General features: G+C 64.4%; 21 protein-coding genes. 8 read left to right on the forward strand and 13 right to left on the reverse strand.

Going from position 1 to position 21,264, the window contains the following annotated elements:
• Positions 1-400: 400 nt before the first annotated feature.
• Both lipA and CDV49_RS01145 read right to left on the reverse strand, forming a co-directional pair.
• Positions 401-1,351, reverse strand: coding sequence for a lipoyl synthase (gene lipA / locus CDV49_RS01140; RefSeq protein WP_088213746.1), 951 nt, complete (start codon positions 1,349-1,351; stop codon positions 401-403).
• Between the two features lie 88 nt (positions 1,352-1,439).
• Complete coding sequence (locus CDV49_RS01145; RefSeq protein ID WP_088213747.1) at positions 1,440-2,561, reverse strand: DUF6456 domain-containing protein; 1,122 nt, start codon at positions 2,559-2,561, stop codon at positions 1,440-1,442.
• Between the two features lie 209 nt (positions 2,562-2,770).
• Here CDV49_RS01145 and CDV49_RS01150 point away from each other — a divergent pair, with 209 nt between their 5' ends.
• From CDV49_RS01150 to CDV49_RS01160, 3 genes are all read left to right on the forward strand, one after another.
• Positions 2,771-3,154 (forward strand): DUF6477 family protein, encoded by a 384-nt coding sequence (locus CDV49_RS01150; protein ID WP_179209086.1) that lies wholly within the window; start codon positions 2,771-2,773, stop codon positions 3,152-3,154.
• A 50-nt stretch (positions 3,155-3,204) separates the two neighbouring features.
• The gene (gene guaA, locus CDV49_RS01155) at positions 3,205-4,770 is read left to right on the forward strand and encodes a glutamine-hydrolyzing GMP synthase (protein ID WP_088213748.1); all 1,566 of its coding nucleotides are present in this window, start codon (positions 3,205-3,207) and stop codon (positions 4,768-4,770) included.
• A 643-nt stretch (positions 4,771-5,413) separates the two neighbouring features.
• Positions 5,414-6,262, forward strand: a complete 849-nt coding sequence (locus CDV49_RS01160) for a hypothetical protein (protein ID WP_143413102.1) — start codon at positions 5,414-5,416, stop codon at positions 6,260-6,262.
• Positions 6,263-6,419: 157 nt separating this feature from the next.
• Here CDV49_RS01160 and CDV49_RS01165 read toward each other — a convergent pair whose 3' ends face one another.
• Entirely contained in the window at positions 6,420-6,677 is a 258-nt protein-coding gene (locus tag CDV49_RS01165) for a DUF2312 domain-containing protein (protein ID WP_035705883.1), read from the reverse strand.
• A gap of 126 nt (positions 6,678-6,803) precedes the next feature.
• Between CDV49_RS01165 and CDV49_RS01170 the strand changes: the two genes are divergently transcribed.
• Positions 6,804-7,019 carry a hypothetical protein gene (locus CDV49_RS01170; protein ID WP_088213750.1) on the forward strand — a complete coding sequence of 72 codons (216 nt, stop codon included), beginning with the start codon at positions 6,804-6,806 and terminating at the stop codon, positions 7,017-7,019.
• Here the strand turns inward: CDV49_RS01170 and CDV49_RS01175 are convergent.
• A complete protein-coding gene (locus CDV49_RS01175; protein ID WP_088213751.1) occupies positions 7,016-7,573 on the reverse strand; it encodes a superoxide dismutase family protein in 558 nt (185 codons plus the stop codon). The two genes, CDV49_RS01170 and CDV49_RS01175, sit on opposite strands and share 4 nt — an antisense overlap.
• Before the next feature lie 157 nt (positions 7,574-7,730).
• Here CDV49_RS01175 and parE point away from each other — a divergent pair, with 157 nt between their 5' ends.
• Complete coding sequence (gene parE, locus CDV49_RS01180) at positions 7,731-9,695, forward strand: DNA topoisomerase IV subunit B (RefSeq protein WP_088213925.1); 1,965 nt, start codon at positions 7,731-7,733, stop codon at positions 9,693-9,695.
• A gap of 341 nt (positions 9,696-10,036) precedes the next feature.
• Positions 10,037-11,407 carry an aspartate aminotransferase family protein gene (locus CDV49_RS01185; protein ID WP_088213752.1) on the forward strand — a complete coding sequence of 457 codons (1,371 nt, stop codon included), beginning with the start codon at positions 10,037-10,039 and terminating at the stop codon, positions 11,405-11,407.
• A 32-nt stretch (positions 11,408-11,439) separates the two neighbouring features.
• Here the strand turns inward: CDV49_RS01185 and CDV49_RS01190 are convergent, their stop codons facing one another.
• On the reverse strand, positions 11,440-12,165 hold the full coding sequence (locus CDV49_RS01190; RefSeq protein WP_088213753.1) for an RNA methyltransferase: 726 nt from the start codon (positions 12,163-12,165) through the stop codon (positions 11,440-11,442).
• Positions 12,166-12,228: 63 nt separating this feature from the next.
• Here CDV49_RS01190 and CDV49_RS01195 point away from each other — a divergent pair, with 63 nt between their 5' ends.
• Positions 12,229-12,561: a TfoX/Sxy family protein gene (locus CDV49_RS01195; protein WP_179209087.1), complete on the forward strand. Its 333-nt coding sequence runs from the start codon at positions 12,229-12,231 to the stop codon at positions 12,559-12,561.
• On the opposite strand, the gene CDV49_RS01200 is transcribed toward CDV49_RS01195, so the two are convergent.
• The 4 genes from CDV49_RS01200 to CDV49_RS01215 form a co-directional block, all read right to left on the reverse strand.
• Positions 12,562-13,188: a thiamine phosphate synthase gene (locus tag CDV49_RS01200; RefSeq protein ID WP_088213755.1), complete on the reverse strand. Its 627-nt coding sequence runs from the start codon at positions 13,186-13,188 to the stop codon at positions 12,562-12,564. It lies immediately after the preceding gene.
• 57 nt (positions 13,189-13,245) lie between these two features.
• Positions 13,246-14,073 carry a lysophospholipid acyltransferase family protein gene (locus CDV49_RS01205; RefSeq protein ID WP_256947190.1) on the reverse strand — a complete coding sequence of 276 codons (828 nt, stop codon included), beginning with the start codon at positions 14,071-14,073 and terminating at the stop codon, positions 13,246-13,248.
• Entirely contained in the window at positions 14,070-14,855 is a 786-nt protein-coding gene (locus CDV49_RS01210) for a GNAT family N-acetyltransferase (protein ID WP_088213756.1), read from the reverse strand. Before CDV49_RS01210 ends, CDV49_RS01205 begins: the two co-directional genes overlap by 4 nt.
• Before the next feature lie 128 nt (positions 14,856-14,983).
• Complete coding sequence (locus CDV49_RS01215) at positions 14,984-15,163, reverse strand: DUF3553 domain-containing protein (RefSeq protein ID WP_088213757.1); 180 nt, start codon at positions 15,161-15,163, stop codon at positions 14,984-14,986.
• A gap of 38 nt (positions 15,164-15,201) precedes the next feature.
• Here CDV49_RS01215 and CDV49_RS01220 point away from each other — a divergent pair, with 38 nt between their 5' ends.
• The gene (locus CDV49_RS01220; RefSeq protein WP_088213758.1) at positions 15,202-15,792 is read left to right on the forward strand and encodes a histidine phosphotransferase family protein; all 591 of its coding nucleotides are present in this window, start codon (positions 15,202-15,204) and stop codon (positions 15,790-15,792) included.
• Between the two features lie 939 nt (positions 15,793-16,731).
• On the opposite strand, the gene hflX is transcribed toward CDV49_RS01220, so the two are convergent.
• The 4 genes from hflX to trkA all read right to left on the reverse strand — a co-directional run bounded on the left by hflX (position 16,732) and on the right by trkA (position 21,264).
• Positions 16,732-18,030 carry a GTPase HflX gene (gene hflX / locus CDV49_RS01225; protein WP_088213759.1) on the reverse strand — a complete coding sequence of 433 codons (1,299 nt, stop codon included), beginning with the start codon at positions 18,028-18,030 and terminating at the stop codon, positions 16,732-16,734.
• Positions 18,030-18,263 (reverse strand): RNA chaperone Hfq, encoded by a 234-nt coding sequence (gene hfq / locus CDV49_RS01230; protein WP_035705913.1) that lies wholly within the window; start codon positions 18,261-18,263, stop codon positions 18,030-18,032. The genes hflX and hfq overlap by 1 nt, the downstream gene beginning before the upstream one ends.
• A gap of 110 nt (positions 18,264-18,373) precedes the next feature.
• Positions 18,374-19,888 (reverse strand): potassium transporter TrkG, encoded by a 1,515-nt coding sequence (locus CDV49_RS01235; protein ID WP_088213760.1) that lies wholly within the window; start codon positions 19,886-19,888, stop codon positions 18,374-18,376.
• Complete coding sequence (gene trkA, locus CDV49_RS01240) at positions 19,888-21,264, reverse strand: Trk system potassium transporter TrkA (protein WP_088213761.1); 1,377 nt, start codon at positions 21,262-21,264, stop codon at positions 19,888-19,890. The genes CDV49_RS01235 and trkA overlap by 1 nt, the downstream gene beginning before the upstream one ends.

Below are 21,264 nucleotides of genomic sequence, written 5' to 3' on the forward strand. Positions count from 1 at the left end.
CCCGGCTGTCAGCGCAACCCCCGGGCCAATGATCGACTTTTGAGAGGCCGGTCAGTGACTTGGCAAGTTGCTGAAAAAATCCTGAAGGTTCATGCCGGTGCTTCGAAAACCAGCCCCGGAAAGACCCGCGGCAGGTAATTTCCGGCTGGATTTCGTCAGATGGCGAACGATCTCGCTTCAACGCCGATCTTTTCAGCACCCAGTTGCGCGGAATATCCGGCCGCCCGTCTGAAACCGCAAATCTTGCGGCCCGCTGAGTTACCGGCTTTCAACGGTACGGAGAAAAAGCGGCTTTCCGGCCAACGGTCGAGGTAATCTCCCGCCCACGCGCCGCCTTCTGAAAAGGGCTACGGCGCGAAGGCGAGAGTACAAGACCTCTTTCCGGGCCGCGCGCGAACCGTCAGGCCCTGCCGAACTTTTCCAGCCGTGCGGCCCGGAGCCGCGCGAAATCATCCCCCGCATGGTAGGAGGAGCGTGTCAGCGGCGTGGCGGAGACCATCAGGAAACCCTTGCCCCAGGCGGCTTTCTCATAGGCCTTGAACTGATCGGGCGTCACGAAATCCGCCACGCGGTGATGTTTCGGCGTGGGTTGCAGATACTGGCCGATCGTCAGGAAGTCGATATCGGCAGATCGCATGTCGTCCATCACCTGAAGCACCTGCGGGCGCTCCTCACCCAGACCCACCATGATGCCCGATTTGGTGAACATCGTCGGATCCAGCTCCTTCACCCGTTGCAACAGGCGCAGGGAGTGGAAGTACCGCGCGCCGGGGCGCACTTCGTGATAAAGGCCCGGAACCGTCTCCAGATTGTGGTTGAACACGTCGGGACGCGCCTCAACGACCTTTTCCAGCACGGAGGGCGCGCATTTCAGGAAGTCGGGCGTCAGGATTTCGATGGTCGTCTCCGGGCTGCGATGCCGGACAGCGCGGATGGTTTGGGCAAAGTGATCCGCCCCGCCATCCTCCAAATCGTCACGGTCCACGGAGGTGATGACCACATGCTTCAGCCCGAGCTTCTGCACCGCATGCGCCACGCGTCCCGGCTCGAACACGTCGAGCGCATCGGGCCGTCCGGTCGCCACGTTGCAGAAGGTGCATCCCCGCGTGCAGATCTCGCCCATGATCATCATGGTGGCGTGACCCTGGCTCCAGCACTCGCCGACATTGGGGCAGCCTGCCTCCTCGCACACGGTGACGAGGCGGTTCTCGCGCATGATCTCCCGCGTCTTGCGGTAGCCTTCGGACGTGGGCGCCTTCACCCGGATCCAGGACGGTTTGCGCGGCTGCTCGCTGTCGGGGCGATGTGCCTTTTCGGGATGGCGCTCTGCGGGAATTTTAAGATCGCGCACGGAAAACCCCTCGGGATACTGGTTCTTTCAGATAGCCCGATGGGCGCGGATAAGCAACGGCAGTGCCTGCATTCCCGCCCTGCGTTGCTCACCCGACCAGAACGGCGCCGCGCCCGGTTTCATCGTAATGCCGCTTCAGCCGCTGCAACGCGATCCGCAGGACGATCTTGCCCGAGCGGGCCGACCAGCCCATCCGCTGCTCCGCCGTTTCCAGCCCTTCCAGATAACAGCAGCACCTGAGGACCATATCCCCCAGCCCCGGACCAAGGTCGCGGAGCGCCACCGCGACCCGCTCCCGCGCGCGGGCGGGGGCACTGTCAGGATCACCCGCACCGGCTGTGCTCCGCTCCCCGCCGGTAAGGAACCGATCCCAGTTCTGCGCGACACGTGGCCCCATCTGTGCAAGCTCGAAATCCTCCCGCAGGCGCTCGGCCGCGGCGATCAACTCGCGTGACAGGAAGGGTCTGCCATCCTTGTCACGTCTTCGGCCGAGAACAATTACCGGAGATTCCGCCATGTTACATCGGGTTCTTCGTGTTGTTTCCCGGTCTTCCGCACTCTCCGCCCAACGGAAGGCGGTCGGCGCCTCCCGAAACCCCTGTGGGTCGGGAATGCCGCGAAGCATGGATTTCAGGGCTGAGCGACCGCCTTGTGTGATTTCATATACGGAAAGCGGTGCGCGGGTTTCGGAGGAATTTTCCCGCGGGCGGCAGGTGATCCAGCTTTTCAGCGCAAAGGCCTCTGCGACCTGGCGTTCGACCACCGCCGTTCGTTCCTGCTCGCCGCACGGGGCGGTTCTGAGCACCACGGCCCGCTCCATCCCGGTGGAGACGACGAGCACCGAACCGGTTTCGCATAGACGGCGTAGTATACGGAGCGCCTCCCGCTGGATGAGCGCCTCGTCGGGAACGAAGCAGGCTTGCGGAGTCGGTGCGGTCATGGGGGGATCCTCGCTCTCGGTTTCGGGGGTCGATGCGGCGCTGCGGCGGCCAAGCCCCGCGAGGGCGCCGTCGATCAGGGGATCGTCGCGGCGATTCTCATAGCGCCTGACCAGCCTCATCACGGTCGAGGCATGCACGCCCCTGTCTCGGGCCAGCGCGCGGAGCGACAGTCCGGCCTCGGTATGCAGAAGGTAGAGACGCGCCGCATCCGGCAGCCAGTCCGGCAGTTTCGAGGGTGCCGGAGATACCGCCGTTCTTGCCGCTCTCATGATGCCGCCGCAGTCCCTCAGATCCGCTTTCGTTCGAGGTTCAGACTTCAGTGACATTTATTACCTGTCCGTTAATAACCGCGCGAATTCCCATAATTGTCGGGAATTCCTAAACCTCCCTGAAAGCAGCGCGCGCCGGATCGCCGGAAAGCGCAACACACGTTTAGGTTGAGTATTCTTGGCCTCCCGCTTTTTGAAGGAGAGCAAGAATGTATGATGCCATGCCGAACCTCGCCGCGATGCGCCGCCCCCGACTGCTGATTCGCGCCGCGCATTTCGGGCTCTCCGACTATCGCCGGGATCGCGACCTGCCGCGCGTGACGCGGCAAACAACCGTGCCCTCTCCCGAACGCGCGCTCGCTACATTGATGGAGGAGGAGGAACGTCTCGACATCAGCCGCCGCAATGAGGAAGCGGGTTACAGCCTCGCGCGGCATATCGATGTGCTGATCGCCCTCATCGCGGAGGCGCGGCTGATACCCCCGCCCGTAACGCCCGCCACCCGCGTCACCGCCGCCCCTGCCACCGACACCCGCGTCACTGCCGCCCGTGTGCCCGTATCGGGGCTTGAGCGCGAAGCCGCGAATGCCTAAGTGGCGGCAGTCCCCCTTGCGCGGAAACGCAGGGATGCCTAGAGGGAACCATGACCCAGCCCGAGCACCAACGCCTTCTCATCATCGATTTCGGCAGCCAGGTGACGCAGCTCATCGCGCGCCGCCTTCGTGAACTGAATGTCTTCAGCGAAATCCTGCCCTTCAACAAGGTGACGGACGAAACCCTGCGCGCGATGGCGCCGCAGGCCGTCATCCTTTCCGGGGGACCGGCCAGCGTGACGGAGACGGGCAGCCCCCGGGCGCCGCAGGCGCTGTTCGACATGGGTATTCCCGTGCTCGGCATCTGCTACGGCCAGCAGACGATGATGGAACAGTTGGGCGGCAAGGTGGAAAGCGGCCATCACCGCGAATTCGGCCGCGCCTATGTGGAGCCAGCGGAGGGCCATGGCAGGGAGGGCATCTTCTCCGGCCTGTTCGACAGCGGGCGCGAGGAAGTCTGGATGAGCCACGGTGATCGTGTCACCCGGCTTGCGCCCGGCTTTACCGTGATCGGCACGTCGCCCAATGCACCCTATGCCATCGTCGGTGATGCGGAGCGGCAGTTCTACGCCGTGCAGTTCCACCCGGAAGTGCACCATACCCCGAACGGCAAGCGCCTGCTGGAGAACTTCGTGCGTCTCGCAGGGTTCACCGGCGACTGGACCATGGGCGCCTACCGCGACGAGGCGATCCGCAAGATCCGTGAGCAGGTTGGCGAGGAAAAGGTCATCTGCGGCCTCTCCGGCGGGGTGGACAGCTCCGTCGCCGCCGTCCTGATCCATGAGGCGATCGGCGACCAGCTCACCTGCGTCTTCGTGGACCACGGCCTGCTGCGGCAGGGGGAGGCGGAGGAAGTCGTCTCCATGTTCCGGGACACCTACAATATCCCGCTGGTCCATGCCGACGAATCGGAGCTGTTCCTCTCCGCGCTGGAGGGGGTCTCCGACCCGGAGGTGAAGCGCAAGACCATCGGCAAGCTCTTCATTGACGTGTTCCAGAAGCACGCCGCCGCCGTGGGCGGTGCGAAGTTTCTGGCACAGGGGACGCTCTATCCCGATGTGATCGAATCGGTTTCTTTCGCTGGCGGACCCTCGGTCACCATCAAGTCGCACCACAATGTGGGCGGCCTGCCGGAAAAGATGGGGCTGAAGCTGGTGGAGCCGCTCCGTGAACTGTTCAAGGACGAGGTAAGGGCGCTTGGCCGCGAACTCGGCCTGCCGGACAAGTTCATCGGCCGCCATCCCTTCCCCGGCCCCGGTCTCGCCATCCGCTGCCCCGGAGAGATCACGCGCGAGAAGCTGGAGATCCTGCGCCGCGCCGATGCGGTCTATATCGACCAGATCCGCCGCCATGGCCTTTACGACGACATCTGGCAGGCTTTCGTGGCCATTCTGCCGGTCCGCACCGTGGGCGTGATGGGCGACGGGCGCACCTACGACTTCGCCTGCGCGCTCCGCGCCGTGACCAGCGTGGACGGGATGACGGCGGATTACTATCCGTTCAGCCATGCCTTCCTCGGTGAGACCGCGACGCGGATCATCAACGAGGTGAAGGGCATCAACCGCGTGACCTACGACATCACCTCGAAGCCTCCGGGCACGATCGAGTGGGAATGATCTCGCGGTCATAGACAGCGGCAGAATGCCTTGGAAACAGTGAAGCCCACGTGACTGCGGGCTTTTTTCACGCCCCCTCCGGCAAATTTTTACCTTCCAGACCTTCCCTTGGCTTTGGCAGGATATCAACAGATGCCACGTTCGGCATCCGACGCCATTGCTGACCGTCGGTGCCTGCTCATCGCAGGTTGGCACTCTGCTTTCTGTCATTATGCCACAGAGGAAATGCAGAGGCTTGCCGGGCAGGTCTCTTCGACGGGGATACCCGACCCGACCATTTTGACCGATGTCACGTCTTGCAGACAGAGCTATTGCCCATCGGCTTGATGCAGTTCACCGGCCTTGGGCATGACATCGGGCACCTGCGTGCGCGACATGACACAACCTTGCAATGGTTTCGCAGTAAGAGCCTCGGCCGCCGGTCGGGCTAGCGGGGCCACTGCGTATTCTTCACAATGATTTCCGCAGTGCGGCAACGATCGAGTATTTTAGCGTGTGACGCTGCGCTCTTGTCTCCTCCTTTCGTCATAGTGCAGCGAAACCGCTTTGACGGATCATCAACAGATTGTTAACTTTTCGTCGTGAAAATTCTCCGCCCGCCTCTCCCTCCCCACGGGAACGTCGGCCAGCATACCGGAGTCCGATGCAAGTTGCATTTCACCTTGGCGCCCCTTGTTCCGGCCAGGACGCGCTTTATGCCTCGCTGCAGCGGAGCCGCGAGATACTCGCCAGCCACAGCGTTGCCATTGCAGACCCCGGCGAGCCGTTGAGAGCCGCCGGAACGCCTGTGACGGAGGGGCGCGTCCTCCGCAGGTTCCGGGACGAGGGAGTGCGCCGGGTTCTTGTTTGCGAGAACTGTTCGCAGGAACTACCCGGATTTTCCTCGCAGCCCCTTGGTGATGGCCTTCTCTATCCGCTGGCAGGCCCCCAGGCGGAAATGCTGGCCATGCTGTTCCCGGAGGATGTGGAGATCGAGTTCCACGTGGCCGTCCGGTCCCCCGCCACCTTGCTTCCCACGCTGATCTGCCAAGGCGATCCTGCCGCAACCGCGCTTGCAGGGGATCCCGGTGCGATGGCCGGGTTGAGCTGGGCGGATGTCATCCGGCGTCTCCGCCAGGCCGCACCGCGCGCGCTGGTGGTCGTATGGTGTGACGAGGATATGCCGCTCATCTGGCCGGAGGTGGTGGAGCGCGTGGCCGGGATCAGCGGCACGGGCGACAGCGGCTTTCTGGACCGGTTATCGCCATTGCTGACGGAAGACGGACTGGAGCGACTACGGCTCTATCTCTCAAGCCACCCGCCAAGAGACGCGGAGCAGCGCCGCATGATCGTCTCCTCCTTCCTCACCCGGTTCGGCAGGCCCGAGGCGATCGAGATGGAACTGGACCTGCCCGGCTGGACGCCGGAATCCGTGGCCGCGATCTCCGACGCCTATGACGCGGATGTGGAGCGGATCGCGGCCATGGAGAACGTGGAGCTTATCCAGCCTTGACAGGCTGCTGAAAAAGTCGGGGGCTACCCGGCCTTGCGTTGAAATCGGTCCGGTCACGCGCCGAAATCTGCGGTTTCCGGGGAGATCTTCAACCATTCAGGGAAGATCTCCGCCGCAAAGCAACCTCGGAATATTTTCTCAGCACCCTGTTAACGGCTCACCCCATGCCCAAGGCGGATTTGTAAACCTCCAGAATGGCTTCTTCCTCCGCCACGTCGTCCTTGTCCCGCTTGCGCAGGGCGACGATCTTGCGGAGAACCTTCGTGTCGTAGCCGCGCCCCTTGGCCTCGGCCATCACTTCCTTCTGCTGCTCCGCGATGTCCTTCTTCTCCGCTTCGAGCTGCTCGTAGCGTTCGATGAACTGGCGCAGCTCCTCGGCTGTGACGTTATAGGCGTCGTCGGTAACGGCGTTCATGGGCGGTCTCCTTTTGGAGAACCTCCTAGCGCGCCGCCTCCTCCCCACGCAAGGCCCCGGAGACGCGCGCTTGCGGAAGACTGCCTGCTGCTTTAGGGCCGGGTCAGGCTGCGCGAGGAGGATGACATGGAAGCATTGATCTGGATCGGCGCGGTGATGACGCTCGCCGGTGTCGCAGGCCTCGGCCTTTGCATCCGGCAGGCAATGTCTGCCCGCAAGGGCGGTCTGGACGAGGCGGAAATGCAGTCCCGGCTGCGCAAGGCCATGCTTCTCAATTTTGCAGCACTCGGGCTTTCCGCTGTTGGGCTTGCGCTGGTCGTCGCCGGTATTCTGCTGCGTTAACGGATGGGCGCGCAGGCAAGCCTGTCCCCCGCCGCACCCGACGGCTGGCTGCGGTAATCATCCTGCCCCGCGTGAATCATGAGCGACCTGCCCACGATGGACGCCAACGTGACGGAAGGATTCAGCACCTCCGCCTCGATCGTGCCATCCGCGCGGGTCATCTGGTTGGGCATGTCACCGGCATGGGGGCCGCCTTCCGCCAGATAGCCATGGCTCGCGCCGGTCGGATTGAAGTGGCCGCCAGCGCTTTCGTGATGGGTCGCCGCATCACATGTGCCGGTTTCATGAATATGGAACGCTACCCAGTGATCCGCCGGCAGGCCGGTGACGTTCAGGTGGATCAGAACGCCTGCCGGTGTCTGACGCAGTTCGGCTTTCCCCGCGGGATTGCCCGAACCATCCACGAAGGCCGCGGTGGCGGTTTCGCCCGTGGTCGCCGCTTGTTGGGTTGCCGTCTGCTGGGCCGGCGCCGGCGAAGGTGCTGTCTGGGCGCTCACGGCCCCCGGAAACGCGAGTGCCGCGAAGGCGAGGCATGTTGCAAAAGTTCTGGTCATGATTTTCTCCCTTTCCATCAGAACCCCCACATCAGAACCCCCAGCAGGCCCGACCGTTCCTGCGGCGCATCAGACCGACGCGGACTGCGGCGGGCTTGTTCCCGCCCTCCACACATGTTCTACTGCCCCGGAACCCCTGACCTACCAGATGAGCCTGATGCCTCCCGAAGATCTCCTCTCCGGCGACAGTGTGTCGCAAAGCTATGACGCCTCTTCCATCGAGGTGCTGGAAGGGCTGGAACCCGTCCGCAAACGTCCCGGCATGTATATCGGCGGCACGGATGAGCGGGCGCTGCACCACATGGTGGCCGAGATCCTCGACAATGCGATGGACGAGGCCGTCGCCGGCTTCGCCAACCGGATCGAGGTCGAGCTGACGGAGGACTACACCGTCGTCATCCGTGACAACGGCCGCGGCATCCCCGTCGATCCGCATCCGAAGTTTCCCGGCAAATCGGCGCTGGAGGTGATCCTCTGCACGCTTCATGCGGGGGGCAAGTTCTCCGGCAAGGCCTATCAGACCTCGGGCGGGTTGAACGGGGTCGGCTCCTCCGTCGTCAATGCGCTGTCGGACCGGATGCGGGTGGAGGTTGCGCGGAACCGCGAACTCTACGCGCAGGAGTTTTCGCGCGGAAAACCGCTCGGTCCGGTGGAGAAGGTGGGTCCCGCCCCGAACCGGCGCGGGACCACGGTGATCTTCCATGCAGATGCGGAGATCTTCGGCCATCAGCGGTTCAAGCCGGCGCGGCTCTTCCGTATGGCGCGGTCCAAGGCCTATCTGTTCTCGGGCGTCGAAATCCGCTGGAAAACGGTGATCGACGATGGCGAGACGCCGAAGGAAGCGACGTTCCATTTCCCCGGCGGGCTGGCGGATTACCTGATGGAGCAGTTGTCCGGCACCGCCACCTATGCCGACCGGCCCTTTGCGGGAAAGGTCGGGTTTCAGGAGAAATTCGGGGTTCCAGGCTCTGTGGAATGGGCGATCAACTGGTCTCCCGCGCGGGATGGGGCCATCCAGTCCTACTGCAACACGGTCCCCACACCGGAAGGCGGCACGCATGAGCAGGGTTTCTGGGCCGCGGTTCTGAAGGGGATCCGGGCCTATGGAGAGCTGGCGGGCAACCGCAAGGCGCAACAGATCCAGCGGGAGGATCTGCAATCGGGCGGCGTGGCGCTGGTGTCCTGCTTCATCCGCGACCCGGAGTTCGTGGGTCAGACCAAGGACCGTCTGGCAACGGTCGAGGCCGCGCGGCTGGTCGAAGTCGGCGTGCGCGACCATTTCGACAATTGGCTTGCCGCCGATACCAAGACGGCGGGCGCCATTCTCGACTACCTTGTGCTGAAGGCCGAGGAGCGGATCCGCCGCCGTTCCGAAAAGGAAACGGCGCGTAAATCCGCGACCAAGCGGCTCCGCCTGCCCGGCAAGCTGGTGGATTGCTCCGCCACGAACCGCGAGGGCACGGAACTGTTCATCGTCGAGGGCGACAGCGCGGGCGGCTCGGCCAAGATGGCGCGGGATCGCACGATGCAGGCGCTTCTGCCGCTCCGGGGCAAGATCCTGAACGTGTTGGGCGCGGCCTCGGGCAAACTCGCGCAGAACCAGGAGATCAACGATCTCTGCCAGGCGCTCGGCGCCGGCATGGGCACGAAGTTCCGCGTGGACGAGCTGCGCTACGACAAGATCATCATCATGACCGATGCCGACGTGGACGGCGCGCATATCGCATCGCTGCTGATGACGTTCTTCTTCACCCATATGCGCCCGCTGATCGACCAGGGGCATCTCTACCTCGCCTGCCCGCCGCTCTACCGGCTGACGCAGGGGGCGAACCGCATCTACGTCGCCGACGATGCGGAGAAAGAGCGGATGCTGGCCAAGGGGCTCGGCGGCAAGGGCAAGATCGACGTGCAGCGCTTCAAGGGTCTGGGCGAGATGGACGCCAAGGATCTGAAGGACACGACGATGAACCCGGCCACGCGCAAGCTCATCCGCGTCTCCATCGACGAGGACGAGCCGGGAGAGACCGGCGACCTGGTGGAGCGGTTGATGGGCAAACGCCCGGAGATGCGCTTCCAGTATATTCAGGAAAACGCGCGTTTCGTGGAAGAGCTGGACGTCTGAAACTGGTCTGGCTGCCTGCGGATGCGGCCTGATTGTCTGCGCGATGGTCTCCCGCAGAAGCTCGCAAGGGAGCAGGTGCCTGACGCGCATGCCCGGGATCGGGCCGGGGTTTCTGCTGAAGCAGGGCGGCATGGGTCGGCGCGCATGCTGGATCTTCACGCGCTGCCTCAATCGGAGCAGTTGGCCCGGAGCGGCGGCAGCTGGCGTGGATTCCCGACATGCGATGCCGCTTTCCAGCCCTCCGCCGAGCTTCGGGGGTGCAAGATCGTCTGGAAGTCGCTACGCTTCGCGCCGAGCCCACGTCAACCGGCGCGGGTGAGTCATAGACAGGGTTCCGCATCATGGACACGCTTCCGAATTCTCTCGCCGCGCGCGATGTCAAATACCTCCTCCATCCGAACACCAACGCCCGGATGCACGAGCAGAACGGCCCGATGGTGATTTCGCGTGGCGACGGCATCCATGTCTATGACGACGCGGGCAAGGAATATATCGAGGCGCTGGCCGGGCTGTGGTCCGTCGCTGTGGGCTTTGGCGAAAAACGTCTGGTGGAGGCCGCACAACGGCAGATGACCACTCTGCCCTATTACCACATCTTCTCCTCCAAGTCGCACGAGCCGGCCATCGACCTTGCCGAAACGCTGGTGAAGATGACGCCGGAGCACCTGACGCGGGTGTTCTACACCAACTCCGGGTCCGAGGCGAACGACACCGTTGTCAAGATGATCTGGTATTACAACAACGTGCTGGGCCGCCCGGAGAAGAAGAAGATCATCGCCCGCAAGAACGGCTACCACGGGATCACCGTGGCCTCCGCCTCGCTCACCGGGTTGCCGATCAACCACAAGGACTTCGACCTGCCGCTGCCGCAGATGAAGCATGTGACGACCCCCCATTTCTACCGCTTCGGCGAGGAAGGCGAGACCGAGGAGCAGTTCTCCGACCGGCTGGCGCAGGAGATCGAGGACATGATCCTCGCGGAAGGGCCGGAAACGGTTGCCGCCTTCATCGGCGAGCCGGTGATCGGCGCGGGCGGTGTTCTGGTTCCGCCGAAGGGCTACTGGGAGAAGGTCCAGAAGGTCCTGAAGAAATATGACATCCTGCTGGTGGCCGATGAGGTCATCATGGGCTTCGGTCGCTCCGGCAAGACATTCGCCTGCGAATACTACGGGATCAAGCCGGACTTCCTCGTCCTGTCCAAGCAGATCACCTCCTCCTACCAGCCGCTGGCGGCGATCATGCTGACGGATGCGATCTATCAGGCCATCGCGGACGGCTCGCAGAAGAACGGCGCCTTCGGGCATGGCTATACCGCGTCCGGCCATCCGGTCGCCATGGCGGTCGCCATCGAGAACCTGAAGATCATCGAGGAGCGCGGTCTCGTCGCCAATGCGGAAAAGGTCGGCGCCTATATGCAGAAGCGTCTGCGGGAGTTCGCGGATCACCCGCTGGTCGGCGAGGTGCGTGGCGTAGGGCTGATTGCCGCAGTGGAACTGGTGGCCGACAAAGCGACCAAGGCGAAGTTCGATCCGGTGGGCAAGGCGGGCGCGATCTACACCCGCAAGAGCGCCGAGAACGGCCTCATCAACCGCGCCATCGGCGATTCGATCTGCTTCTGCCCGCCGCTCATCATCACCGAGGCGCAGGTGGATGAGATGATCGCCCGCTTCTCCAAATCGCTGGACGAAACCGCGGCCGAACTGAAGGGCTGACAAAGGGGGAGCGTGCCTTTCGCGGCGCGCTCCTACCCGCCCATCCTGCGACCGAACTGGCGCAGCATTCCGTGGAAGGTCTGCACATCCGCCCGTGTGAGCGGCAGGCGGGAGAGCATGTTGCGCAGGTTCATCCGCATATGCGCGGCCTTGTCCGCCGGGAAAAAGAAGCCCGCCGCATCCAGACGTTCTTCAAAATGCTCGCCAAGCCGCGCCACATCCCCGGATGTCGCGCGCTCGCCCATCGCTTCGCGCAGCGGGGGAGCTTCTCCGTGCCGCGCCCATTCATAGCCGGTCAGCAGCGCGCATTGCGCGAGGTTCAGCGACGGAAACTCCGGGTTGACCGGTACGGTGATGATCGCGTTGGCATGAACGACATCGGCATTCTCCAGCCCCGCCCGCTCCGGCCCGAAGAGAACGCCCACGCGCCCGCCCGCCGCCGTGATCGCGCGCGCCTCGGCCATCGCCTGCTCCGGCGTCAGCACCGGCTTGGTGAGCTCGCGGCTCCGCGCCGTGGTGGCATAGACATGGGTGCAATCGGCGATCGCCGCCTCGACCGTGTCGAATACCGTGGCATTGTCCAGGACCCGCCCCGCCCCGCTTGCCATCGCAACAGCCTTGGGATTGGGCCAGCCATCGCGCGGCGCAACAAGGCGCATGCGGTCCAGACCGAAGTTCAGCATCGCACGCGCCGCGGCGCCGATGTTTTCACCCATCTGCGGGCGCACGAGGATGAATGCGGGGCGAGCTTCTGTCATCGGCCTTTCCGTTCGGGAACGCGGCCTGATACGCTTCACATGGGTGAATGGCAAGGATCGGCCATGGCGTGGGAAGCGGGGCTGGAAGAGTTGCTGCGCGAGGACATGGAGCCGTTCGGCCATTTCGGCGAGCGGCGGATGTTCGGCGGGCTGGCATTCTTCCGGCAGGGCAACATGGTGGCAGGGCTGATCTCGCGCGGGATTTTCTACCGCGTCGGCAAGACGGCAGCGCCAGTGGCGATGGCTCTTCCCGGAGTATCTCCCTTTCAGATGGGCAGGATGCGCGCGCTTGGCGGCATCGTCCTGCTTGGGGATGAGGCGGCGGGGGATGACCCGATCCGCGGGGATCTTCTGGCGCAGGCCATCCGCTTCACGGACAGCCTGCCGCCGAAATAATCAGCCGATGGGGGCCAGCAGACGGCGGAGGGCCGCCAGCGCATCCTCTTCCCGCCAGATTTCCTCTCCCACCGCAAAGAAGTCGGTCACCGGGGAAAGATCGCGGACCAGATCGACCGTCAGGCCACCCTCCGCCACGACCGGAACCTCGATCATCTCCGACCACCAGGCAAAAAGCTCCCGCTCCGCCACGGTGCCATCGCCAAGACTGCCCGCAGTGACCGGGCCGAACGCGACGTAATCCGCCCCCGTCTCCCCCGCCGTCATCCCGTCATGCCTCGACGCACCGCAGAAGGCGCCGACGATGGCGTCCGCGCCCAGCGTCTCGCGCGCCTTGCGCACGCCCCGCGCCCCGTCGGTCAGGTGCACGCCGTCAAGCCCGAGCCGCTCCACCAGCCCGACATGCCGGTCCACCACCAAGGCAACGTCCCGCACATGTGCGATTTCGCGCAGCGCATCGGCCGCGCGGGCCACGCGGTCCTCGTCGCGGGAGACGAGGGCCAGCCGAAGACAGGCGACCTCCGCCCCGTCCAGCACGGCAGCGAGCCGCGGGCCGAAGGATTCCACCTCGAAGTCCGGGGGGGTCACGAGATAAAGCTGCGGCCGGTCCTGATCTTGGTCTTGCATCGCGGGCTCCTGAAACGTGAGCCGCTATAGCCGGGATTTCAGCTCTTTGCCAGCACCTCAGGCCCGCTGGCGGGAGCCGTCGCGCACGGCGGTTTCGCTCCAGGCGGCGATGCTCTTGCGCCCGTCGAAATCCCGCACCCGGACCGGCGGATGGAGGACCACCTCCACCCCGCCACCGCGCGGAGCAGCCAGAACGCTCAGCGCATGCGGGCCGAAATCCATGTCGCCGAACCAGGCATGAAAGCGCGGATCCTCGCCCCCCGGCGCGTGGTAGCGAACCGACACCGGCTGCACCTGCAACTTCTCGCGCAGGCCGGGAAGAAAGAGCGACTCGAAGAGCGCGGGCTTGAAGGGCAGGATGCGACGCCCGTCGGAACTGGTACCTTCGGGGAAGAAAAGCATCAGCTCCCCCTCCGCCAGCCGATGCGCCAACTCATCGCGTTGCTGAGCGGCGAGCTTCGGATCGCGGGTGATGAACATCGTGCCCGTCCCCCGCGCGAGCAGGCCGATACCGGGCCAGTCCGCAACGTCATCCTTGGAGACGAAGGTCACCGGCGCACTCGCGCCCAGCACGAGGATGTCGAGCCAGGAGGAATGGTTGGCAACGAGGATCCCGGCACCCGTCATCGGCTGTCCGCGGCGGGTGAAGGAGATACCCAGCAGCGCCAGATCGATACGGCAGATGACCTGCTTGATCCGTGCGGTCACCGGACGCCCCCCGCGGGCGAGGGGGCGTTCCACGAGCCGGACCATCAGGATGAACAAGAGCGCCGGAAAGGTGATGGCTACCATCGGCACAACACGGCAGATCACCCTGATCCACCCGCGCATGTCGGGGCGGTTGAGCGCGGGCGGCGGTTCCTCGGGCTGCCAGGTTCGACTCACGCAGGCTGCCCCCGGCCGCGGGTATAGTAGCCGCGATGCTGTGCAGACATATGCGTGGTGTCAACGATGAGGCAGACATCCGTCGTATTGAAGGCCGCATCCCGCCATGCGCCCTCGCCCACAACACCGCCGAGCCGGAGGTAGGCGCGTATGAGGGGCGGCATCGCAGCAATCGCGCGGTTCTTGTCATCCGGCGTCACCGGGATCAGGTCCATCGGCTGCGCCGGCGTGCCCCACGCCTGCACGCGGAGGGCTTCGGGTGCGAGGTGATGGGCATGGAGCCAGGAGAGCGGAAGCGCGAGGGCGTCCACATCTGTCCCGTGGAAACTGGCCGTGCCGAAGAGAATTTCGATCCCCCGCTCCATGACATAGTCCGCAAGCGCGCTCCACATGACGAACATCGCGGCGCTCCCGCGATAATCCGCATGGACACAGGACCTGCCCAGTTCCAGGAGCTTCCGCCCGGAGACAAGCAGGGGCGCGAGGTCATACTCGTTCTGCGTGTAGAAACCGCCCGCCAGCTCCGCCCGTTCCCCCGGGAGTAGCCGATAGACCGCCGCAACGCGCCCCTTCGCATCGTCGAAAAGCAGGAGGTGATCGCAGAATGGATCGTAGCGGTCACATTCCAGCCGGTCCTCATGATCGACCAGCGGCCCAGTGGCACCCAGTTCTGCCACGAAGACTTCATATCGGAGCCGCTGCGCGTCCCGGATATCCTGCGGCGTGCTGGCCAGCCGGACGGAGAATTGCGATCCCGTCCTGGCGAGAGGCGCGTTTTGCATGGGCGTCTCCGTCCTGTTCATGACTGTCTATGGCCTGCCCCACGAGGTGACAAGTCCGAGGGAGGGGCCCATGGTCTGCAAATCACGATCCGGTAACCGTTTCTTAACGGAGATGGGGGAGAGTGGCGTCAGTGCCCCCCGTCGAATACGGGAATGAGATCCACACGGGACGCGTCGATGACAACCTTGCCCGCATGTTCGAAATTCACGGTGACGCGGCCGCCGATATTCGACTGCACTTGTCCCAGACCCCACTCCGGGGCATTCGGATGACGGACGAGCATGCCCGGCTCCAGAAGGCTTGCCATACCGCTCATCGACGCCCCCAAAGCCGATTGGAAAGACCATGACCCATGACACCCCCGATATTGGCGCGCTGATCGGCTCGCGCATCTGTCACGATCTTATCAGTCCGCTGGGCGCGATCGGCAATGGGCTTGAGCTTCTGCGCATGACCGGTGATCCGGCGGGGGAGGAAATGTCTCTCATCGGGGACAGTGTCGCCCACGCAAACGCCCGGATCCGGTTCTTCCGCATTGCCTATGGCATGGCGGGCGCGGAACAGAGCGTGGCCCCCGGCGAATTGCGCGAGATAGTTGAGGGGCTGTGGGGCCAGGGCCGCATTCAGGTTGACTGGCTGGCAGCAAGCACCTCCCGGCAGGAAGTAAAGCTTGCCCTCCTCCTCCTGCAATGCCTGGAGACGGCCCTGCCGCGCGGCGGGCGGATCGAGGTTCGTCAGGAGGGAGAATGGCTTCTGCTCGCCGAAGGGGACAGGATGCGGATAGAGGAGAGCCACTGGGTCTGCCTTCAAAATCCTGACCAGACCGCGGAACTCGGCGCCGCGCAGGTTCAGTTCCTTCTCGCACCGCTGGAAGCCGCCCGGCAGCAACGGCGTATCAGCGTGGACATTGGGGACAGGTTGGAGATCCGCTTCTAGCGGCATCGCTACCTTTGGGGTGCGCCGCTTTCACAAGACACCGGTTGCGCTGCACCAGAGGCTGCGCGTCGATCTGGCTGATGTCACGTGAGGCATGGTTCTGATGAATATGCATGGGATGAACAGTCAGATGATCCGGCCATCCCGAAGGGAAAGTTCCGGCGTCTCCAGACGGGCCGCGGTGAGCAGCCCCGGCGCGCTGATCTAATCGGCTGCTGACAAAGTCATGGGTCTACCCGGCCTCGCGGCGAAAACCAGGAAATCGGTCTGGTTACCAGCCAGAACCTGCGGTTTCCGGGCAGTTCTTCAACCATGTAGGTAAGATTTCCGCCCCGGAGCAGCCTCGGAATACTCTTTCAGCACCCTGCTAATCGGCGCGGTCCCTTGCAAAGGCGCAACGGGGTTGAGAAGTTAACCGGGACCAGAGACCTCCGGGGTTGTCGAACGAGGAGAGGAAACGCGACAACAAGGTCCTCCTCGCGAACTCGATCCATAGATAGCGGTGACCTATCGACATGACATTCGCCCGACTGATGTGCATCAGGGTCAATGTGTTGGACATCGGCATATACCCAGACTTCCCCCTGACCATTACACCCCCTTGAGCCGACCGCTTGTCCCGCCTGAGCCGACCGCTTGTCCCGCCAGTTCTGCGCCGGCGATTTGCCTTACGGCCAACCGGCCTCCCGTTGCGACTTCATCGGATCGTAATATGCGCAGGTAGCTGGCACGTCACCGCGCCGCTCGGTCACGCGGGCGGGTCGGCTCCTGCAGCGAGGGGTCATCCTGCTTCCACCAGCCGGGCCTTTCGTCAGGCCCCGTTTCTCTCAGGCTCCGGTGAGTTCTGGCAACGTAGATAGCCAGACCAGCCACCGCGCCACATGCATGGCGCAAGTGGGGGAGCGTGAAGCGCGCTCCACCGGTTGTCCCGGTCGCCTGTCAGAGAGCGTCGTATCGGGCGCGCTGCCGGGCTGTCCAGAGGACTGTCACGTGCCAGCCATCCTCTCCCGGCGCCTCGCTCTCCACCACGTTCTGCTCATGAAGCCAGGCGCGGCGGCGGCCATCCTCGAAGGGAAGCACGAGATCGCGCACCGTCCGTTCCTCGCTCAACCGTTCGGAGACGGCTGCAAGCAACGGGCCAAGCCCCTCTCCCGTCAGGGCGGAAGCAACGAAGACGTCGGGCGTGCGCGCCGCAAGCACCTCCACCACTTCTCGCGGCTCCTGCGAAAGCTGGTCGATCTTGTTCCAGACCTCCAGCATGGGAACCTCCTCCCGCACACCGAGTTCCGCGAGGATCCCTTCCACATCGGCCTTTTGCGCCTCCGTTTCGGGATGAGAAATATCGCGGACATGGAGGATCAGATCGGCCTCCAGCACCTCTTCCAGCGTGGCACGGAAAGCCGCGACGAGCTGCGTCGGCAAATCCGAGATGAAACCGACCGTATCAGAAAGGATCACCTCCCGTCCGGATGGCAGCGTCACGCCCCGCATCGTCGGATCCAGCGTGGCGAAAAGCATGTCCTTCGCCAACACCTCTGCGCCCGTCATCCTGTTGAACAGGGTGGATTTTCCTGCGTTCGTATACCCTACCAGCGCCACGATGGGATAGGGCACCTTGCGCCGTGCGGCCCTGTGGAGCTCGCGCGTCTTGACGACCTTGGCGAGCTGGCGGCGAATGCGGGTGACGGCCTCGTCGATGGCGCGGCGGTCGGCCTCGATCTGCGTCTCCCCCGGCCCGCCGACGAATCCGAGCCCGCCGCGTTGCCGCTCAAGGTGGGTCCAGGCGCGGACCAGACGGGTGCGTTGGTAGGAGAGCGCGGCGAGTTCGACCTGCAACACCCCTTCCCGCGTGCGGGCACGATCGGCGAAGATTTCTAGAATCAGCCCCGTCCGGTCAAGGAGCTTTACCCCCCAGGCCTTCTCGAGATTGCGCTGCTGCACCGGCGTGACCGGCCCGTCGATGAGGACGAGGCCGATCTCCTCCGCCTTGAACAACTCGGCCAGCTCTTCGACCTTGCCGGAGCCGAAAAGCTTGCCCGGGGCAACCTTCGGCAGCCGGACAACGTCCGCGCCGACCACATAAAGTCCCGGCAGGGCCGCGGCGAGTGCCACGGCCTCCGCCAGCCTGTGCTCGGGAAGCCGGTCACCGCCCTCACGGCCGCTCGCGGAACCCTTGATATCGGGATGAACCACATAGGCGCGCGTTGGCGCGCTGTGGGTGGATTGCTCGTCGGAAATCAGTCCTCACCCTCATAAAGGCTGATCGGCTGACCGGGCATGATCGTGGAAATCGCGTGTTTGTACACGAGCTGCGATTGACCGTCCCGGCGCAGAAGCACGCAGAAATTGTCAAACCACGTGATGACGCCCTGCAACTTCACGCCGTTGATCAGAAAGATCGTCACAGGGATCTTGGCCTTCCTGACGTGATTGAGGAAAGCGTCCTGCAGGTTCTGCTTATCGGCGGCCATGGGTAAACCCTGTTTTTCTGTTATTGGTCTTGCGGCCTGCGGCGGAACCGGCCCTCGTCCTCACAAGATTATGATGGCAGGCGGAGGGAGATTCCAGCCCCAATTTCCGACTATTGCCGCCATGTGCCCGGCGCGACAAGCGCGATGAGAGCCAGAATCTCCATCCGGCCCGCCACCATGCCCCCCGCCATCACCAGCCGCGCCCAACCATCCACCGCCGCCACGCTGAGCGGGGCCTGGGTGCCCATCCCCAGCAAAGGGCCGGTCGTGGTGATGGAAGCGATGGAGAAGATGATCGATTCCTCCAGCCCCAGACCTGTCAGCGTCAGGATCAATACCATCCCGGCGAGCGAGAGCGCGACGAGCATGAAGAACAGCCACGCGATGAAGGCGCCCTCCCGCCGCAAATGCCGCTTGAAAGGGCCCCCGCCGCCAAGCGAATGGGGATGCAGGATCCGCTCCATCTCCCGCTGGCCGTGGAGGTAGAGCGCGTAGATCCGCAGGATCTTCACGCCGCCCGCTGTCGTGGCGACTCCTCCGCCGATGAGGCAGAGCGCGACGAGAAACAAGCCGGGCGCGGTCATCCCCTGCCAGAGCGGGCCCGTGATCCAGTCCGCGCTCCGAAAGCCGGTGGTGGTGAGGAAGGACAATCCGGTAAAGCCGGCACCCCATAAGGCGGAAAGAACCTCTCCCAATCCCGGAACCATATCCCGCCTGACCGCCTCTGCGATGAGTACGCCCAGAATGACCAGAGGAACAATGATGGCTGCCGCCACGCCGAGACGGAACTCCGGGTCGGCCGACAAGGGGAAGGATTGACGTGACGCCCGGCCGAGCGGCATCGTCCGGCGGGACAGGGCGAAAAGAAGAAACGGCAGGATCGCCGCCTCTCCCCACCGACCGGAGGGAGTGGCCGTACCGGGGGGAAGCGGGCTGATGCCGCTGGTCGAGAGGGTGGACATCGCATGGCAAATCGCGACCAGCGTCGTATCCCCTGCCGCCGCCAGAAGAAGGCCGAGCGCCGCGGTCAGCCCCACATAGACCGGGAGCAGCAGTCTGATCTGCTGCAAGAGCCGCTCCGGCAGGTCTGCCACCGCGATGCCGGCCGGTCCCTGTTTGCCCGAAAATCCCACCGATCCGGGGTTGAGAACCTCGAACCCGCCAAGGTTCATGGGCGCCAGCACTGCAAAGGCCGTGACGAGGACGAAGAACCCGCCCATCCAGCCCACCATCGCCCGCCAGAGATGGAGAGAGGGAGCCAGACGCTCCGCGTCATAGAGCGTGGCGCCGGTGGTGGTGAAGCTCGACACCATTTCAAACCAGCCGTTCGCGTAACTCGTATTCCCCACGGCCTCCACGAAGGGCAGAGCGAGGATCAGCGGAAAGGCGGTATAGGCCAGAAGAAGCTGGAGAAGCTGGCTCCGCGACGCGGTCCCGAACCGTCGCCCGGAAAGCGCCAGCGCAATCAGACCCGTAACGAACAGCACCATCGTGCCGCTGTAGAAGAAGGCCCGCGCGACCCCATGGTTCCGAAACGCCAGCGCGTGAGCGGCGGGCACATACATCGCCAGCCCCCCGAAAGCCGTGAGCGGGACGAACAGCGGCAGCGCGAAAAGCCGTTCCATCAGAAGAAGTCGATCGACACCTGGAGCAGCCGCTCCACCTGCGGGATGTCCGGGGTCAGCGCAAAGATGGCGATCACGTCCCCCTCCTCCAGCCGGGTCTTGCTGTCGGGCTTGATGTAGCGCCCGGCCCTCAGAATGCCGCCGACCAGCACGCCCTCCGGAAACTCGATCTCCCGGATCATGTTGCCTGCGAGCGGAGAGGTGGAGAGCACCTGCGCCTCTATGATCTCCGCCTCCGAGTCGCCGATGGAATAGAGCGCCCGCACCCGCCCGTGACGGATGTGCCGCAGGATGGAGGAGACGGTGGTGGCGCGCGGGTTGATGTAGGCGTCGATGTTCAGCGCGGGCATGAGCTGCGCCATGCTGGGATCGTTGATGAGCGCGATGGCGAGCTTTGCGCCCTCCGCCTTCGCCCGCACACAGGCAAGAAGGTTCGTCTTGTCATCATCCGTCACCGCGACGATGGCATCGGCCTTGTCCACCCCCGCCTCGCGCATGAGTTCTGCGTCCAGCCCGTCGCCGTTCAGCACGATTGTCCGCTGCAGCATGTCAGCGGCTGTCTCCGCCTTCTCCCGGTCCCGTTCGATGATGCGGACGCGCACCCGGTTGGCCCCCGCCTCCAGCTTGCGCGCCACGGTCAGCCCGACAGCCCCGCCGCCGAGGATCACGATGCGTTCCTGCGGCGCGACGACCTTGCCGAAGACCTCCAGCGTGCGGTCCACATCCTTGGTGTCAGTGAAGGCATAGACCTGATCGCCGGGGAAAAGCTGATCCTCCGCCTCCGGGGCGAAGAGCCGATCCTCCCGCCGGACCCCGACGATGATGGTACCGAGCGTCGGGAACAGGTCGGAAAGCTGGCGGAGCGGCGTGTTGAGCACGGCGCAGTCCTCGCTGATCGCGATGCCCAGAAGCTGAGCCTTGCCGCCGAAGAAGCTCTCGGTGTCGAAGGCGGAAGGCGCAGCGATCCGTTGTAGCGCGGCCTCCGCCACCTCCCGCTCGGGCGAGATCACCACGTCGATGGGCAACTGGTCACGGCGGTAGAGATCGGCATAGGCCGGGTCGAGATAGCTCTGCGCCCGGACACGGGCGATCTTGCGCGGGACATTGAACACGGAATGCGCCACCTGGCAGGCAACCATGTTCACCTCGTCCGAATGGGTCGCGGCGATCACCATGTCGGCATCGCGCGCCCCGGCGCGGTCCAGCACATCGGGATAGCTTGCGTAGCCCACCAGCCCCCGCACTTCCAGCGTGTCGGAAATGCGCGCGATGAGCTGGGGGTTACTGTCCACCACCGTCACGTCGTTGCGCTCACCGGCAAGCTGCCGCGCGATCTGCCAGCCCACCTGCCCGGCTCCGCAGATGATGACCTTCAT

The organism is Haematobacter genomosp. 1 (genome assembly GCF_002196855.1).
In the GTDB taxonomy this organism is placed as follows: domain Bacteria; phylum Pseudomonadota; class Alphaproteobacteria; order Rhodobacterales; family Rhodobacteraceae; genus Haematobacter.